We start from the raw sequence: 15,671 nt of genomic DNA on the forward strand, positions 1-15,671 counted from the left end.
GTCGCCGGAAGCAGCCATTGTGACGGTTGAGCTCCAGGGAGCACGCGTGGAGGTGCGGGGGGCGCCTGGCCTTGCTGTGTTGAGTGATGTGTTCTTGGCGCTTCGACGGACACGTTCATGCTGACGCCGCCTGCGAACCTTACGATTTACGTGGCGACGCAACCTGTGGACTTCAGAAAAGGTGCGGAGGGCTTGGCGCTTTTGGCGAAGGAGACGCTGGGCCATGATCCGATGAAGGGCGTGGCGGTGGTGTTCCGCGCGAAGCGCGCCGATCGGGTGAAGATTGTCGTCTGGGATGGCAGCGGCCTTGTGATGTATTGGAAGCGGCTCGATAGCAACGGCTTCAAATGGCCTCCCATCGTGGCCGGCGTGATGCGGATGAATACCGCGCAGTTGTCGGCGCTTCTGGCCGGCATGGATTGGACGCGGATGCACGCGCCTCGGATCCCGCAGCCGAAAGCGCTTGCGTAAAGATACAAATCTCGCTGCATCGGGGCGCGAAGCATGGCAGACTCGGGCCAATGAGTGATTTGCCTGATGAGCTGCCGAGTGATCCAGCTGAGTTGCGTGTCTTTGCCGCGGCTCTGCTGGATCGCTGCGCCAGGCTCGAGCGGTTGCTCAAGCTTGCAAAAGATGCGCAGTTCGGTCGGTCCTCGGAAAAGCTGGACGCTGATCAGCTGCAGCTTGTTCTGGAGGACATCGAAGAGGCCGTCGCGGCCCTCGAAGCAGCCGAGGATCGCGCCAATCCCAGAACCTGCGAGAAGAGGACGGCCGAGCGCAAAGCCAACCGTGGTCAGCTGCCGGAGCATTTGCCGCGCATCATCGAGATCCTGATGCCCGCTGCAACCTGCTGTCCGTCCTGCAAAGGCGATCTCTTTGAGATCGGTCACGATGAGAGCCAGAGGTTGGACGTCGTACCGGCGCAGTATCGCGTGATCGTCACCCGCCGGCCCAAACTGGCCTGCCGCGCCTGTCACGGTGTCATCCTCCAGCATGCTGCTCCCGAGCGACTGATCAGGGGAGGATTGCCCACTGAGCGGCTGGTCGCGCATGTGATCGACGCGAAGTATCATTGGCATTTGCCGCTTTATCGCCAGGCGCAGATGCTGGAGACCCACGGAATAGCGCTGGACCGTTCCACGCTCGCCTTCTGGGTTGGCTACGCCGCCCAGGAATTGAAGCCCTTGTGGCATCGTCTGCGCCAGCTTCTGCTGGCCTCCTCGAAGCTCTGTGTCGATGAGACCCCGGCGCCGGTGCTGGATCCGGGGCGCGGCAGGACAAAAGCCGGCTACTTCTGGGCGCTGTCACGCGATGACAGGCCTTGGGCCGGACCTGATCCGCCTGGGGTGGTCTATGCCTATGCACCGGGCCGCGGCGCCGTTCATGGCTTGCGGCTGCTTGAGGGCTATCGCGGCATCATCCACTGCGACGGCTATCAGGCTTACAAGACCATGACCCGAGAGACGCGTGCGGACGCCCTGTCCGGGACGCTCGCCTTCTGCTGGTCGCATCTGCGGCGCCAGTTTGTGAAGATCGAGCGGGAGGCTGCGCCGGCGCCAGCTCCGGTTGCCCGCGAGGCGCTCGCGCGCATTGCCCAGCTCTACGCGGTCGAGAAGGCACTGCGCGGCCGCTCTGCTTCCGAGCGCTGCGCCGGCCGACAAGCGCATGCCCGGCCTCTGGCTACAGCCTTGAAGCAGTGGTTTGAGGCCAAGCTTGATCACCTTGCGGGGAAGAGCGACACGGCGAAGGCTTTGCGTTATGCGCTACGCCATTGGGACGGCCTGACGCTCTACCTTGATGACGGGCGCATCGAGATGGACACGAATGCGGTCGAGCGTGCGATGCGGCCGATCAAGCTCAACGCCAAGAACTCCCTTTTTGCCGGTTGCGACGAAGGTGCCGAGAATTGGGCATTGCTGGCTTCGCTCATTGAGACCTGTAAGCTCAATGGCGTCAGTGCCGAGCACTGGCTCGCTGACGTTCTCGCCAAGCTCGTCAATGGTTGGCCTGCGGCGCGACTGGACGAGCTGCTTCCCTGGGCGTCGACCTATACGATGCATGCGCACGATCCGAGGCTGGCGGCATGAGCCTGAACACGACCGCGGTCCGGATCAGGGTGACCCTCAAGGATGTGAAGCCGGAGGTGATGCGTCGCCTTGTCGTACCCGTCACCCTGCGCCTTGATCGGTTGCATCTGACGCTTCAGGAGGCATTCGGCTGGACGAACAGTCACCTCTTCGAGTTCTTCGCTGGTGAGGTCCGTTGGGGGATTCCTGATCCGCACAACGATTACGGCCACCAGCCCATGGATGCCCGCAAAGCGCGGCTTTGCGATATCGTTCGCGAGACCGGCGCCAAGACGATCCACTATCTCTATGACTTCGGCGACAGCTGGGACCATGTGATCAAGCTCGAAAAATGGTTCGAGAACACCACGACGGAGGGGCTTCCCTTCCTGCTCGAGGCCGCCGGCCGTTGTCCTCCGGAAGACGTCGGCGGTGCGCCAGGCTATGCCGAATACCTCGCCGCCATCAGCGACCCCGGCCATCCCGAGCACGAACACATGCGCCTCTGGGGCCCGGAGCGGTTCGATCCCAACGTCGTCGACCGGAAGGCGCTCGAAGCCGCCGTCAACGCGTTGTCCGACACATGGATACCGCGGCGACGCGCCACGCGAACAAAATAGGCGTCAAGCGTCATTCAAAAGGGCTGCAGAGCTACGCTTACGATACAGGTGTCTGCGTCCAACGAGCATCGGAGGCCGCGCGCTTCGGCCGGGACGGAATAGAAATACAGCGGCGCCTCGGCCGAATAGCCGGGCATTCCTTCGTGCCATTCGTCGCAGCAAGTGCACCTGAAGCGGAACATGAATCTCACCGTTTCGTGAGGCGATCGAGAAGCGCGATATCAGCGTACCCGCTCCGATTGGTCAAACAGAGCTGCGATCAGCGACCACCGAGTTGTGATCATTCAGCCATGATCTGCCGTTAGCAGGGATGCGCGGAGTTCATGCGTAGTTCATTCCGTGGCCCCTAGCTTCCGGCCACCAAGACCAGCCATCGCCTTCACGAGGAGACCCACATGCCAGCATTGCTTCGTCCCGCCCTCACCGCGCTGAGCGTTGCGTGCCTTCTTTCTGCAGCCTCGTTCGCCTCCTCCGGCGCTGCTTTAGCGCAGGCCAAGCAGCAGGCAGCGCCCACTCAGCCGGCCGCGCCGGCGCAGCAGCAGGCGCCCGCGTTGAAGCAGATCGCGCTGACCGACAAGCAGCTCGACGGCGTGCTCGCTGCGCAGAAGGACATGGACGCGATCACGGAGAAGCTTCCGGAGAACACCGCGCCCGACCAGAAGGTGATGGCGCAGCTCGAGGAGGTCGCCAAGAAGCATGGCTTTGCCAGCTATGACGACTACAACAACGTCGTGGACAATATCAGCCTCGTGATCGGCGGCTTCGATCCCGCGACCAAGAAGTATGTCGGCCCCGAAGCCGTCATCAAGGCGCAGATCGCAGAGGTCCAGGCAGACAAGAAGATGCCGGCCAAAGACAAGAAGGAAGCCCTCGACGAGCTCAACGAGGCGCTGAAGACGCCGGCCCCGCCAATCGAGAACAAGGGCAACATCGATCTCGTCGGCAAGTACTACGACAAGCTGGTCGCTGCGCTCGGTGACGAGGAAAATTGAGGATGCCGGTGCTGCTACCGCGTTCAGTGCAAGCCACACGAAAGGCTGTCATGCCCGCGAAAGCGGGCATCCAGTACGCTGCGGCAGCCGTGGTGAGAGCGAACTCTCGAACGTAGGTCTCTGGAATACTGGATCGCCCGCCTGCGCGGGCGATGACACCTCTTGTATGGCCTAGGCTTTCGTGTACCTGTATCGCCATGAACACAAAAAAGCCCCGGAGAAATCTCCGGGGCCTTCGTCGCTTGCAGCGCGATGCGACTACGTCCTCGTCCGCATCCGCATCATGAATGTGTCGAAGCTGAGCTCGGCCACCTGCATCCAGGCGAGCGACTCGCTGCGGAAGGCGGTGAGGCTCGCATACATCTTGGCGAAATGCGGGTTGCTCTTGGCGAGACCAGCATAGATCTCGTTGGCTGCGCCGTAGCAGGCTTCGAGCACCTCCTGCGGGAAGGGCTTGAGGATCGCGCCGGCAGCGAGCAACCGCTTGAGGGCGGGTGGATTGACCGAGTCGTACTTGCCGGTCACCCAGGTGAACGTATCGAGCGATGCCGTCGAGATCGCCGCCTGATAGTGTTTCGGCAGCGCGTTCCATTTCTCCAGATTCATGATGTTGTGGCCCTGTCCGGTGCCTTCCCACCAGCCCGGATAGTAATAGTACTTTGCCACCTTCACGAAGCCGAGCTTCTCGTCGTCATAGGGCCCGACCCACTCTGCCGCGTCGATCGTCCCCTTTTCCAGCGCCGGATAGATGTCGCCGGCCGCGATCTGCTGCGGCACGCCACCAAGCTTCGAAATGATGGTGCCGGCGAAGCCGCCGACGCGGAACTTCAGGCCCTTGAGATCGTCGACGGTCTTGATCTCCTTGCGAAACCAGCCGCCCATCTGGGCTCCGGTCGAGCCTGTGGGAACGCCGACCGCATTGTGCTCCTTCAGGAGATCGTTGAGCATGTCCTGACCGCCGTTCCACAACAGCCAGGAGATGTGCTGGCGCGTGTTGAGACCGAAGGGCAGCGACGTGCCGAAGGTGAATGCCGGGTTCTTGCCCCAATAGTAATAGAGCGCAGTGTTGCCCATCTCGACCGTGCCGTTGGAGACCGCGTCGAGCACCTGCAGGCCCGGCACGATTTCACCGGCAGCAAAGGGCTGGATCTGAAAGCGGTTGTCCGTGATCTCGGCGACGCGCTTGCAGAAATATTCGCAGCCGCCATAGAGCGTGTCGAGCGATTTCGGCCAGCTCGCCGTCAGCCGCCATTTCACCTCGGGCATCGACTGCGCGATAGCCGGCGAAGCAACGGCACTTGCGGCCAGGCCCAATCCGCCTGCCGTCAGGAATTTACGACGTTCCATGCGTTTCCCTCCTGTGTTGTCGTGTCCTCGACGAGGGATCGCGGTCTTGGCGCCGCTTTCGTCTTCGCCGGTGGCCGACGTTTCCTTATTGTCCGAAATTCAGTATTCCCGGATCGCAGTCAGCATGACCAAAGGGGAACCGCAAATCAAGCGCACTTTGGTTGAGGCGCCGGCAGACCGGTCAATGCTGCGCTGCGAACGCGGCTTCCATGGCCTTGCGCGTCTTCACCGTTTCGTTGCCCGGGTCGAATTCGACATCGTTCCAGCGCACGACCGCGCCATGGGCGACGTCATGTTTCAGCTTCACGCGATGTGCTAGTCCGATGGGCAGGGCGCCGGCCCTCAGGCTCGCAGCCGCCGGTACCAGCTTGCCCCACACCGTATAGCCCCCCTCGCCGTCGAGCATCTCGCCGGCGCGCAGATTGCGTTTGGCCACCGCTGCGACGTCGCCGCGGAAGCCGATGGCCTGCCCGGTCGGTTCGCCCCGCAGCGCGGCCGACAGCACCGAAATGTTCAGCTCGAGCCCGATCAGATGATAGGGCTTGTACATCGCGGCGAAGCGTCCGCTGGCGTCGGTCTTCAGGCCATATTGCCTGAAGCAGTCGGCGGCATAATCGTTCGGCGCCTCCAGCACGACATAGACGCCCCAGCGCAGATCGCGAAACACCGGCCGGCCGTCGCGCTCGAGCGAGGAGACGACCTCGACGACGCCGGACCGCTCCAGTACGCCGCCGCGCGAGCGCGGCCGCATGATGTGCGGCAGATCGTCGACGCCGCAGGGCGGAAACAGCAGGCCGTCCGTGGGCACGTCGAGGCCGCAGGCGTTCGCAATCGCGGCCATCTCGATCGCCGATTTGGTGCCGTCGAGAAAGGAATTGAACATCTGCGGATTCATGCCGGCCGATTGCGCCTCGCCCGCAGTCAGGCCGTAATGCTGCCAGACGCCGTCGGGCGTCACGTCGTGATAGGCCGGCAGATATTTCGTGCCTTTGCCGGCAGCGACGACGCGGAAGCCGGTGGCCCGCGCCCAATCCACCATCTCCGCGGTCAGCGCCGGCTGGTCGCCATAGGCGAGCGAATAGACCACGCCGGCCTTGCGCGCTTCCTCGGCGAGCAGGGGGCCTGCTAGAACATCGGCCTCGACATTCACCATCACGATATGCTTGCCGGCCGCGATCGCGGCGCGCGCATGCTTGATGCCGACCGCAGGATTGCCGGTCGCCTCCACCACCACGTCCATCGCGCCGCCGGCAATGGCGCGCGCGCCGTCATCGGTGAACATGGTTGCGGCGATCCGCTCGGCGCTCCAGCCGACGGTGCGGCAGGCCTCACGCGCGCGGTCACGGTCGATGTCGACGATGATGGGCACCTCCAGCCCAGGCGTGTGCGGCACCTGCGCCAGGAACATCGAGCCGAATTTGCCCGCGCCGATCAGCGCGACTCGGACCGGCTTGCCGGCGGACGCGCGGGCCTGGAGGAGGCGGAAGAGGTTCATGTTGTCATCCGATAAGTCTCGTGTCCCGGACGCGGTGCAGCGCTTCTTCAGCGCTGCTCCGCAGAGCCGGGACCCAGTGCAGGGAATTCGGCGCGGCGTGGGCCCCGGCTCAGCAGCGCAACACACCGGACGATGCTCCGCATCGCCGGGAGTGCTGCGCTGCATCCGGGGCACGAGAGCATCCTACTCGGCCGCCTGCCGAGGTGCACGGGCGAGCCGCACCAGCGCGTCGTCGTCCACCGTCTTGATCGGCGTGAAGTCGCGATGCGCGATGTAGTCCGGCCGGGTCGGTGTGCGGATGTGGTTCGAGACCGCGTTCAGCGTCAGGTACACGATCTTGCGCGGGTAGGGCGTGATGTTGCCGGCAGATCCATGCACGAGATTGCCGTGGAACATCAGCATGCCGCCGGGCTTGCCGGTCGGTGCGACTATGCCGCCCTGCTTGACGAGGCGCGTCACGGTGTCTTCGTCCAGCGTCCACAGCGGATAGGAGGTGGTGGCGAGGTCATGCGAGGCCTCCAGGTCGCCGGCATTCTGGCTGCGCGGCACCAGCATCAGGGGGCCGTTGATCGGCATCACCTCGTCGAGGAAGATCGCGATGTTCATCGCACGCGGCTCCGGCATCCCGTCGTCGCGCTTCCAGGTGCCGTAGTCCTGATGCCACTGCCAGACGTCGCCCGTGAAGGCCGATTTCGCGTTGATCTTGAACTGGTGCATGTAGACTGGCTCGCCGAACACCTGCTCGACCGGCTCGATCATGCGCGGATGCGCGCCGAGGAGTCCGAAGGCCTCGTTGTAGAGGTGTGCGGCAAAGGCCGTGCGCGGCGCGCCGCTCTTCTCGCGCCAGACCTCCGGCCGGTTGGCGTCGTAGATGCCGACCGCCTCGCGCGCCAGCAGATCGACCTCCTCTTGGGCGAACAACTCGGGCAAAAACAGCCAGCCCTCGCGCTGGAAGAACTCCAGTTGCTCCTGAGACAGTTTCATGGGTCGTCCTCCTGTTTTGATTTGTTCTCTTTCTCGTCATGGCCGGGCTTGACCCGGCCATCCACGTCTTTGCGGCTCGTCAAGAAAGAACGTGGGTGCCCGGCACAAGACCGGGCATGACGGCGCCTGCCGCTACGCCGCCGCCTCGTCCGTCGCCCTCAATCTTTCCTCAGTCATCCGTCCCGCCGTCTGCGCATGCGCCAGCGCCGCGCGTTCGGCTCCGTTCACGTCGCCGGCGAGAATGTGTGCGGCGATCTCGGCATGCTCGGCCCAGGCACTGTCGCGATAATCGAGCTCCGACAGCACCGTCGCCATCGAGCGCCGCATATGCGGCCATTGCGGTGCGATCGTTTCCTCGATGACGGGATTGCCGGCGAGCTGATAGATCGCGCGGTGGAAGTCGACATCGAGCGCGATGAGCTCGGCCAGCGTCGTGCTGCGGTCGCTGCGGCGTCCGGCGGCAAGCGCCGCGTCGAGCCGTGCGCGTCCGGCCGCGTCAGTGCCTGCGCGCGCCGCGGCGAGTCGGGCCGCCAGCGCGTCGATGGCACCGCGTACCTCGTAAAGCTGGCGGATGCGCGCGGGATCGAGCTGGGTGACTTCAAATCCCCGGCGGCCGCTTTCGGCGACCAAGCCCTGGCGGTGCAACAGATGCAGTGCATGCGAGACCGGCTGGCGCGACACGCCGAGCTTATCGGCGAGCTCGTTCTGCCGGATGCGCTGGCCGGGGCGCAGCGTGCGGTCGGAGATCGCTTCCAGGATCCGCGCATAGACCTGGTCGATCAGATTCGGGAGCGGGTCGAGAGGGATCACGCCGACGGCTCCTCGTACGGAATACGGAATTCCGTATCGGAAGGTATGCCGGGACGGTTGGGGCGTCAAGGCGAACCTTCGAGATCCCGCTCAAGCGGCTTTTCGGCCTCCGCTAAGCCGTTGATATCTCTAGGCCCTTCTACTGTGCATGGGGTTGTTTTCGAAGTCTGGAGGCGGGCAGCCGCCCCTACTTCGCCAGGAACCTGTTCACGACTTCACCGAACTCCAGCGGCGCCTGCTCGAACATCCAGTGGCCCGCGTTCGGGATCACCGCCGTCTCGGCTCCGGCGATGTGGTCGGCCAGCACGCGCCACATCACCGACAGGCTGCCGGTGGTGGCGCCGCCGCCGACCAGCAGCGTCGGCGTTCTGATCGCCTGCGCGTCGCTGAGCGTGTAGGGCCGGCGCTGCTCGTTGAGCTGGCCGAGAAAGGTCAGCGCATTGTCGCGCAATTGCTGCTTGGCCGCGGCGGGCACGCGCCGCCAGGAGCCGTCGCCCTCGATGCCTTCGTAGAAATTCTGTAGCGCGCCTTCGATATCGCCGGCGCGGATCATCTCGACCGATCGCACGGTGCGGGCCGCCAGCGGCGGATGCGCGGGCGTGCCTTCCGGCACCGGCAGGGACGCGTCGAGATCGCCGCCGGGCTCGGCCAGCACCAGCTTGCGCAACAGGTCAGGCCTCGCCTGCGCGACACGAAAGGCGATATGCCCGCCGCGCGAATGGCCCATGAGATCGACCGGCGCAGGCTCAACCTGCTCGATGAAGGCGATCACGTCAGCAACATGCTGCGCCATCTTGTAGTCGTCGCCGACCGCATCCCAATGCTCGGGGAAGAAATGCCGCAGGCTCACCGAGATCACCCGGTGTGCTCTCGACAGTGGGCCGAGCACCGAATACCAGGTGCGGAAGTCCCCGAGCGTGCCATGCACGCAGACCAGCGGATGGCCGCTTCCGACTTCCAGATAGGCCATGTCGTAGCCGTTGACGCGAATTGTCTGCATGGGTCAGCTCGCCAAAATCAACCTGCTAAGAAATCCAGCACCACTTCGGAATATTTCTGCGGCGCCTGCTCGAACATCGGATGCGTCGCGTTCGGGATGATCGCCGTCTTCGAATAGGGCACATGCGCGGCCAGCGCGTGCAGCACTTTCGGCAGCAGGCCCTTGGTCCGCGCGCCCAGGATGAACAGGGTCGGCATCTTGATGGACTCCGCGTCCGCCTTCGAGAACGGCGGGCGGTTGTCGCGGACCTGGCCGATCAGCGTCATGGCGTTGTCGCGCAGATTCTGCTTCACCATCGCCGGCAGTCGCGGCCAGGTGCCGGGCCCCTCCAGCGTATCGACGAAGACGGCGAGGCCGCCATCGACATCGCCGGCAGCGATCTTCTCTGCGGAAGCCGTGAAGCGCGCCAGCAGGGGAGAGGGGCCGCCGACGTAATCAGGATCGAGGCTCGCATCGAGCTCGCCGCCGGGCTCGGCCAGGACCAGCCGCCGGAGCAGATCCGGCCGCCGTTGCGCCACGCGGAAGCAGATGTGCCCGCCGCGGGAATGTCCCATCAGGTCGACCGGTCCGAGATCGAGCTCGTCGATGAAAGCGATGACGTCTTGGACATGCTGGGCGATCGAATAGGTGTCACCAAGGCCGTCCCAGCGCTCCGGGAAGAAGTGCCGCAGGCTGACGGCGATCACCCGATGTCGCTGCGACAGCGGGCCGAGCACGCAGCCCCAGACGCGGAAGTCGTTGAGCGAGCCGTGTACGCAGACCAGAGGCGGACGGCCTCTGTCTTCGCCCACGTCGAGATAGGGCATGTCGTATCCGTTGACGTGCAGGCTTTGCATTCCGGGCTCGCGCGGGGTTGGAACTCCTGTGCAAGATTCCCGGAAACCGGGTGGATCGCAACTATTTCCAAGCCTAGAGTCGGGCCGAGATCACATTGGGGGCATGCGACAAGGAAGGCAGCCAGGAACCAAGCCATGACCGACCAGCATTTTGCCCTGTTCGACACCCGGATCGGCCTCTGCGCCATCGCCTGGGGCCCGCGCGGCATCAACGGCACGCAATTGCCGATGGGTGGTGAGCAGAAGATCCGCACCCGCATCCAGCAGCGCCATGCCGACGCCAGCGAAGCCGAGCCGACCGCCGAGGTGCAGCAGGCGATCGACCGCATCACGAAACTGCTCGCGGGCGAGCCCGATGATCTCATCGACATTCCGCTCGACCTCGACGGCGTGCCCGAGTTCAACCGCGGCGTCTACGACATCGCCCGCACCATTCCGCCGGGCAAGACGATCACCTATGGCGACATCGCCAAGCAGCTCGGCGGCGTCCAGCTGTCGCGCGACGTCGGCCAGGCGCTCGGCCGCAACCCCTGCCCGATCGTCGTGCCCTGCCATCGCGTGCTGGCGGCCGGCAACAAGCCCGGCGGCTTCTCGGCGAACGGCGGCGTGGTGACGAAGCTGAAGATGCTCGAGATCGAAGGCGCGTTGGTGAACCACACGCCGAGTTTGTTTGATTGAGGTTGCGAAAGCTTGATCGGCGTCATGGCCGGGCTTGACCGGGCCATCCACGTCTTGCTTCGCAGCACAAAGAACGTGGATGCCCGGGACAAGCCCGGGCACGACGGTGTTGGGAGCGGCCGGTCGCCCTAAATCTTCGTCGCCGTCTTCGGCCAATACCGATCGCGCAGATGCCGCTTCACCAGCTTGCCGGTCGGCGTGCGCGGCAGTTCGGCTTCGAAGTCGATCGAGCGGGGGCACTTGATCGCGGAGAGGCGGGTCTTGCAATAGGCGATCAGATCCGCCTCCAGCGCCTTGCCGGCGCGGCTCATGTCGTGGGGCTGCACCACCGCCTTCACCTCTTCGCCCATCTCTTCGTTCGGCACGCCGAACACCGCGACGTCGGCGACCTCAGGATGCGTGATCAGCACGTCCTCGGTCTCCTGCGGGTAGATGTTCACCCCGCCCGAGATGATCATGTAGGACTTGCGGTCGGTGAGATAGAGGAAGCCGTCCTTGTCGAGATAGCCGACATCGCCGAGCGTCGACCAGCCCTTGGCGTTGTAGGCCTTCTTCGTCTTCTCGGGATCATTGTGATAGGTGAAGGCGGGCGCGTCGGCGAAATAGACGGTCCCGATCTCGCCGACCGGCTGCTCCTCATCGTTCTCGTCGAGAATCTTGATCTTGCCGACCACGGCCCGGCCGACGCTACCGCGGTGCTCCAGCCATTGTTGCGAGTTGCAGACCGTGACGCCGTTGCCTTCCGAGCCGGCGTAATACTCGATCAGGATCGGCCCCCACCATTCGATCATCTTGGCCTTGACGTCGACCGGGCAGGGCGCGGCGGCATGGATCGCGCCCCTCAGCGTGGAGACGTCGTACTTCGTGCGAACCTCGTCCGGCAGCTTCAGCATGCGCACGAACATGGTCGGCACCAGCTGCGACTGCGTCACTTTATATTTCTCGACCAGCTTCAAAAATTCTTCGGCATCGAAGTGCTCCATGATGATGGACGTGCCGCCGAGCACGATCGCCATCATGTTGAAGCGCAAGGGGGCAGCGTGATAGAGCGGCGCCGGCGAGAGATAGATGCTATCCGCGTTCATGCCGCACATGTCGGCGCAGAGCACGCGCAGAAGTGGATTCGGCTCGTCGATGGGCTTGCCTTCAAACCCCTTCTTGACGCCCTTGGGTCGGCCGGTGGTGCCCGACGAATACAGCATGTCGTAGCCGGCGACCTCATCGGCGATCGGCGTGGTCGGCTGCGCAGCGGCTTCGTTGTCGTAGGAGCGGAAGCCGGGCAGCGGCTCATCCATCATGTAGAAGATCGGCTCGCCGGCCGTGCCCTTGTTCAGGCCCCTGATCTGGTCGGCGCACTTCGGCGTGGTAATCACGACCTTGGCGCCGCAATCGGCGATGATGTAGTCGATCTCGTCCTGCTTCAGGTAGCGGCTGATCGCGGTGTAATAGAGCCCGCTGCGCTGCGCGGCCCAGCACAGCTCCATGAAGGCGAGGCGGTTCTCCATCAACAGCGCGATGTGGTCGCCGGCCTTTAGCCCGAGCGATCGGAAGAGATGTGCGCCCTGGTTCGAGAGCTCGTCGAGCTCGCGATAGGTGATCGCCTTGCCGGTCCCGGCCATCTGGTAGGCGATCTTGTCGGGCGTGGTGAGGGCGTGGATGGAGGGGTGGGTCATGGCGAAGGTCTCGCAACAAAGAAGGTGTCATCCCGGCAGAAGCCGGGATCCATAACCACAGGGCGTGGTTGTTGAAACGAGATGGAGCTCCGGCGCAGCACAACCACGGAGTCCTGTGGCGATGGATCCCGGATCGGCGCGCGCTTGTGGCGCGCTCGTCCGGGACGACATTGTTTGTGGGACGACGTCTCGGCTTTACAGCCGCTCGACAATCGTCACGTTGGCCATGCCGCCGCCCTCGCACATGGTCTGGAGGCCATAGCGCTTGCCGCGCTGGTGCAGGGCGTGGACCAGCGTGGTCATCAGCTTGGTGCCGGAGCCGCCGAGCGGATGGCCGAGCGCGATGGCGCCGCCGTTGACGTTGAGGCGCTCGGGATCGGCGCCGGTGGTCTTGAGCCAGGCAGTCGGGACCGAGGCGAAGGCTTCGTTGACTTCGAACAGGTCGATGTCGCCGATCTTCATGCCGGCCTTCTCCAGCGCGCGCTTGGTGGCGTGCAGCGGTGCATCCAGCATGATGACGGGATCGCCGCCCGTCATGGTCATGTGGTGGATGCGCGCCAGCGGCTTGACGCCGAGCTGCTTCAGGCCCTTTTCGTTCACCACCATCACGCCGGAGGCGCCGTCGCAGATCTGGCTGGCGCTCGCCGCGGTGAGCTTGCCGTTCTCGGCGATCAGCTTGACTCCCTTGATGCCGTCGAGCGTGACGTCGAAGCGGATGCCTTCGTCGATGTGGTGAGTGTCCTTGGAGCCGTCGGCGCGGGTGATCTCGAGCGGCACGATCTCCTTCTTGAAGTGACCGGCTTGCGTCGCTGCGATCGCGCGCTGGTGGCTGTTGTAGGAGTACTCGTCGAGCTCATCCTTGGAGAGGCCGTACTTCTCGGCCATCATCTCCGCGCCGGTGAACTGGCTGAACACGATGTTCGGATACTTCTTCTCGATGCCCGGGCTCTTGTAGTTGCCAAAGCCGTTCTTGGCCGGAAGTTGCGAGGACAGGCCCATCGGAACCCGCGTCATCGATTCCACGCCGGACGCGATCACGACGTCCATCGCGCCCGACATCACGGCTTGCGCGGCGAAGTGCAGCGCCTGCTGCGAGGAGCCGCACTGGCGGTCGATCGAGGTGCCCGGCACACTCTCCGGCAGCTTCGAGGCCATGATCGCGTTGCGCGCGACGTTGTTGGACTGCTCGCCGACCTGCATCACGCAGCCCATGATCACGTCCTCGACCAGGGCGGGATCGGCCTTGGTGCGGTCGACCAGCTCGTCCAGCACCTTCGCGGCGAGATCGGCCGGATGCCAGCCGGCGAGACGGCCCCCCTTGCGCCCGCCCGCGGTGCGCGCAGCGGCGACGATATAAGCCTCGGCCATGTCGGTCTCTCCCTGAATTTTTGACTGGGTTGGTTGTCGAGGTCGGATTTAAGGGACGAGAGATCGTTTAGTCAATCGATCAATTAACTCTTGTGATGAGGCGCTGCTTGGGCTTATCTGCGCCCGCTTCAAGCGGCGAAAACAGGGATCTCCGTGGCTATCAGCGTACCGAACAGGCTCCCCGGCGGGAAAAATTCCACGGCAGAGAAATTGCTGGTGGCCGCGAGCGAGCTGATGATCGAACGCTCCTCGATCGAGATCTCGCTCTCCGACATCGCGCAGAAGTCCGGCGCCAACGCCGCGCTAGTCAAATATCACTTCGGCAACAAGGACGGCCTGCTGCTGGCGCTGCTTGCACGGGATGCGGCGACCGAGATGTCGAATCTCGAATATCTGCTGGCGCAACCGATCACGTCGACGGCGAAGCTGAAGCTGCATATCGCCGGTATCATCCGTGCCTATCACCGGTTCCCCTACATGAACCGGCTGATCCACTATCTGCTGCACGAGACCAGCGCGGGCTCCGCCGACGAAGTCTCGAAATTCTTCGTCGCGCCGCTGCTGGACTTCCACCGCCGCCTGCTCGCCGAAGGCGTCAGCCGCGGCGAATTCCGGCAGACCGATCCGGTGCTGTTCTACACCAGCCTGATCGGCGCCTGCGATCATCTGTTCTTCGGCCGGCACGCGATGTCCCGCGCGACCGGCGTCGGCCCGGTCACCGACGATGTCTGCCGGCAATACATCAAGCACATGGAAACGCTGATCTGCGGCGGCATCCTCACGCAAGCCGAGGAAGCTGCCGCGGCCGGATAATCGGCCGAACTCCAAGTCCAGAGAAGAAACGCCCAAAGGAAAAGGTAGAGGAAAGGTACAAGCGATGCAGTTGAAAGACGTAGCCGTTCTCATCACCGGCGGTGGTTCGGGCCTTGGTGCCGCGACCGCCCGCGCCATGGCTGCCAAGGGCGCCAAGATCGGCGTGATCGACCAGAGCAAGGAAAACGCCGAGAAGGTCGCGGCCGAGGTGAAGGGCGTCGCGCTGCATGCCGACGTCACCAGCGAGGAGCAGATCAAGGCCGCAATCGCCAAGGCCGAAGCCGCGCACGGCGTCGCCCGCGTGCTGATGAACTGCGCCGGCATCGGCGGCTCGCAGCGTATCGTCGGCCGCGACGGCGTCTACCCGCTGGAAAAGTTCGCGCGCATCATCAACGTCAACCTGATCGGCACCTTCAACTGCCTGCGCCTGTTCGCCGAGCGCCTCGTCACGGCGGAGCCCATCGGCGAAGAGCGCGGCGTCATCATCAACACCGCCTCGGTTGCCGCCTACGAAGGCCAGATCGGCCAGATCGCCTATTCGGCGTCGAAGGGCGGCGTCGTCGGCCTCACGCTTCCGGCCGCGCGCGATCTCGCCAGCCAGAAGATCCGCGTCAACACCATCGCGCCCGGCCTGTTCTTCACACCGCTTCTGATGGGCTTGAACGAAGAGGCCCGCAAGAGCCTGGGCGCCCAGGTGCCGCATCCCTCGCGTCTCGGCGACGCCAATGAATACGGCATGCTCGCGGTGCACATCGTCGAGAACCCGATGCTCAACGGCGAGACCATCCGCCTCGACGGCGCCATCCGCATGGCGCCGCGGTAATTCTTTTCTTTCCTTCTCCCCCTGTGGGAGAAGGTGGCGCGAAGCGCCGGATGAGGGGTTCTCTCCGAGATCTCATCTGTGGAGACAGACCCCTCACCCAAGCGAGTATGTGGCTAGCGATGTACATGCCCTCTCCCACAAGGGGAGAGGGCGCAGCAATCGGCGC

The 15,671-nt window shown here is 64.2% G+C and carries 17 protein-coding genes (1 of these 17 cut by a window edge); 8 read left to right on the forward strand and 9 right to left on the reverse strand.

Translation table 11 applies throughout. The features are described 5' to 3' along the window. The 4 genes in view from tnpA to H1B27_RS10485 are tightly spaced (at most 50 nt apart) and all read left to right on the forward strand, a layout consistent with a single transcriptional unit that may run on beyond the window. Positions 1-124, forward strand: the end of a protein-coding gene (gene tnpA, locus H1B27_RS10470) for an IS66-like element accessory protein TnpA (protein WP_197965999.1). The gene continues 299 nt to the left of window position 1, outside the view; the window shows 124 of its 423 coding nt (coding positions 300-423); its start codon lies off the left edge, out of view; the stop codon is at positions 122-124. Further along, a complete protein-coding gene (gene tnpB, locus H1B27_RS10475) occupies positions 118-471 on the forward strand; it encodes an IS66 family insertion sequence element accessory protein TnpB (RefSeq protein WP_197966000.1) in 354 nt (117 codons plus the stop codon). The genes tnpA and tnpB overlap by 7 nt, the downstream gene beginning before the upstream one ends. A 50-nt stretch (positions 472-521) precedes the next feature. Beyond that, positions 522-2,087: an IS66 family transposase gene (gene tnpC / locus H1B27_RS10480; RefSeq protein WP_197966001.1), complete on the forward strand. Its 1,566-nt coding sequence runs from the start codon at positions 522-524 to the stop codon at positions 2,085-2,087. Then, positions 2,084-2,686: a plasmid pRiA4b ORF-3 family protein gene (locus H1B27_RS10485; protein ID WP_197966002.1), complete on the forward strand. Its 603-nt coding sequence runs from the start codon at positions 2,084-2,086 to the stop codon at positions 2,684-2,686. Before tnpC ends, H1B27_RS10485 begins: the two co-directional genes overlap by 4 nt. A gap of 14 nt (positions 2,687-2,700) precedes the next feature. Here the strand turns inward: H1B27_RS10485 and H1B27_RS41175 are convergent, their stop codons facing one another. Next, positions 2,701-2,868 (reverse strand): DUF2199 domain-containing protein, encoded by a 168-nt coding sequence (locus H1B27_RS41175; RefSeq protein WP_197966003.1) that lies wholly within the window; start codon positions 2,866-2,868, stop codon positions 2,701-2,703. Positions 2,869-3,081: 213 nt separating this feature from the next. Here H1B27_RS41175 and H1B27_RS10495 point away from each other — a divergent pair, with 213 nt between their 5' ends. Next, on the forward strand, positions 3,082-3,678 hold the full coding sequence (locus tag H1B27_RS10495) for a hypothetical protein (RefSeq protein ID WP_197966004.1): 597 nt from the start codon (positions 3,082-3,084) through the stop codon (positions 3,676-3,678). A gap of 258 nt (positions 3,679-3,936) precedes the next feature. Here the strand turns inward: H1B27_RS10495 and H1B27_RS10500 are convergent, their stop codons facing one another. From H1B27_RS10500 to H1B27_RS10525, 6 genes are all read right to left on the reverse strand, one after another. Then, positions 3,937-5,025: a TRAP transporter substrate-binding protein gene (locus H1B27_RS10500; protein WP_061879180.1), complete on the reverse strand. Its 1,089-nt coding sequence runs from the start codon at positions 5,023-5,025 to the stop codon at positions 3,937-3,939. A 181-nt stretch (positions 5,026-5,206) separates the two neighbouring features. Beyond that, a complete protein-coding gene (locus tag H1B27_RS10505; RefSeq protein WP_061879181.1) occupies positions 5,207-6,520 on the reverse strand; it encodes an NAD(P)H-dependent oxidoreductase in 1,314 nt (437 codons plus the stop codon). A 183-nt stretch (positions 6,521-6,703) separates the two neighbouring features. Next, the gene (locus tag H1B27_RS10510; protein WP_061879182.1) at positions 6,704-7,504 is read right to left on the reverse strand and encodes a phytanoyl-CoA dioxygenase family protein; all 801 of its coding nucleotides are present in this window, start codon (positions 7,502-7,504) and stop codon (positions 6,704-6,706) included. A 132-nt stretch (positions 7,505-7,636) separates the two neighbouring features. Continuing rightward, a complete protein-coding gene (locus tag H1B27_RS10515; RefSeq protein ID WP_197966005.1) occupies positions 7,637-8,314 on the reverse strand; it encodes a GntR family transcriptional regulator in 678 nt (225 codons plus the stop codon). Between the two features lie 187 nt (positions 8,315-8,501). After that, positions 8,502-9,314, reverse strand: coding sequence for an alpha/beta fold hydrolase (locus H1B27_RS10520; protein ID WP_197966006.1), 813 nt, complete (start codon positions 9,312-9,314; stop codon positions 8,502-8,504). Between the two features lie 17 nt (positions 9,315-9,331). After that, positions 9,332-10,150 (reverse strand): alpha/beta fold hydrolase, encoded by an 819-nt coding sequence (locus H1B27_RS10525; RefSeq protein WP_197966007.1) that lies wholly within the window; start codon positions 10,148-10,150, stop codon positions 9,332-9,334. 135 nt (positions 10,151-10,285) lie between these two features. On the opposite strand from H1B27_RS10525, the gene H1B27_RS10530 reads away from it, so the two are divergent. Beyond that, the gene (locus tag H1B27_RS10530; protein WP_061879186.1) at positions 10,286-10,828 is read left to right on the forward strand and encodes a methylated-DNA--[protein]-cysteine S-methyltransferase; all 543 of its coding nucleotides are present in this window, start codon (positions 10,286-10,288) and stop codon (positions 10,826-10,828) included. A gap of 128 nt (positions 10,829-10,956) precedes the next feature. Here the strand turns inward: H1B27_RS10530 and H1B27_RS10535 are convergent, their stop codons facing one another. Continuing rightward, the gene (locus H1B27_RS10535) at positions 10,957-12,501 is read right to left on the reverse strand and encodes an acyl-CoA synthetase (RefSeq protein ID WP_197966008.1); all 1,545 of its coding nucleotides are present in this window, start codon (positions 12,499-12,501) and stop codon (positions 10,957-10,959) included. Between the two features lie 195 nt (positions 12,502-12,696). Continuing rightward, positions 12,697-13,869 (reverse strand): acetyl-CoA C-acetyltransferase, encoded by a 1,173-nt coding sequence (locus H1B27_RS10540; protein ID WP_197966009.1) that lies wholly within the window; start codon positions 13,867-13,869, stop codon positions 12,697-12,699. A gap of 210 nt (positions 13,870-14,079) precedes the next feature. Between H1B27_RS10540 and H1B27_RS10545 the strand changes: the two genes are divergently transcribed. After that, the gene (locus H1B27_RS10545) at positions 14,080-14,682 is read left to right on the forward strand and encodes a TetR family transcriptional regulator (protein WP_035707126.1); all 603 of its coding nucleotides are present in this window, start codon (positions 14,080-14,082) and stop codon (positions 14,680-14,682) included. Positions 14,683-14,746: 64 nt separating this feature from the next. Beyond that, positions 14,747-15,505 carry an SDR family NAD(P)-dependent oxidoreductase gene (locus H1B27_RS10550; RefSeq protein ID WP_024337318.1) on the forward strand — a complete coding sequence of 253 codons (759 nt, stop codon included), beginning with the start codon at positions 14,747-14,749 and terminating at the stop codon, positions 15,503-15,505. The last annotated feature ends 166 nt before the right edge of the window (positions 15,506-15,671 follow it).

Source organism: Bradyrhizobium diversitatis (genome assembly GCF_016031635.1).
GTDB classification, from domain to species: Bacteria; Pseudomonadota; Alphaproteobacteria; order Rhizobiales; family Xanthobacteraceae; genus Bradyrhizobium; species Bradyrhizobium diversitatis.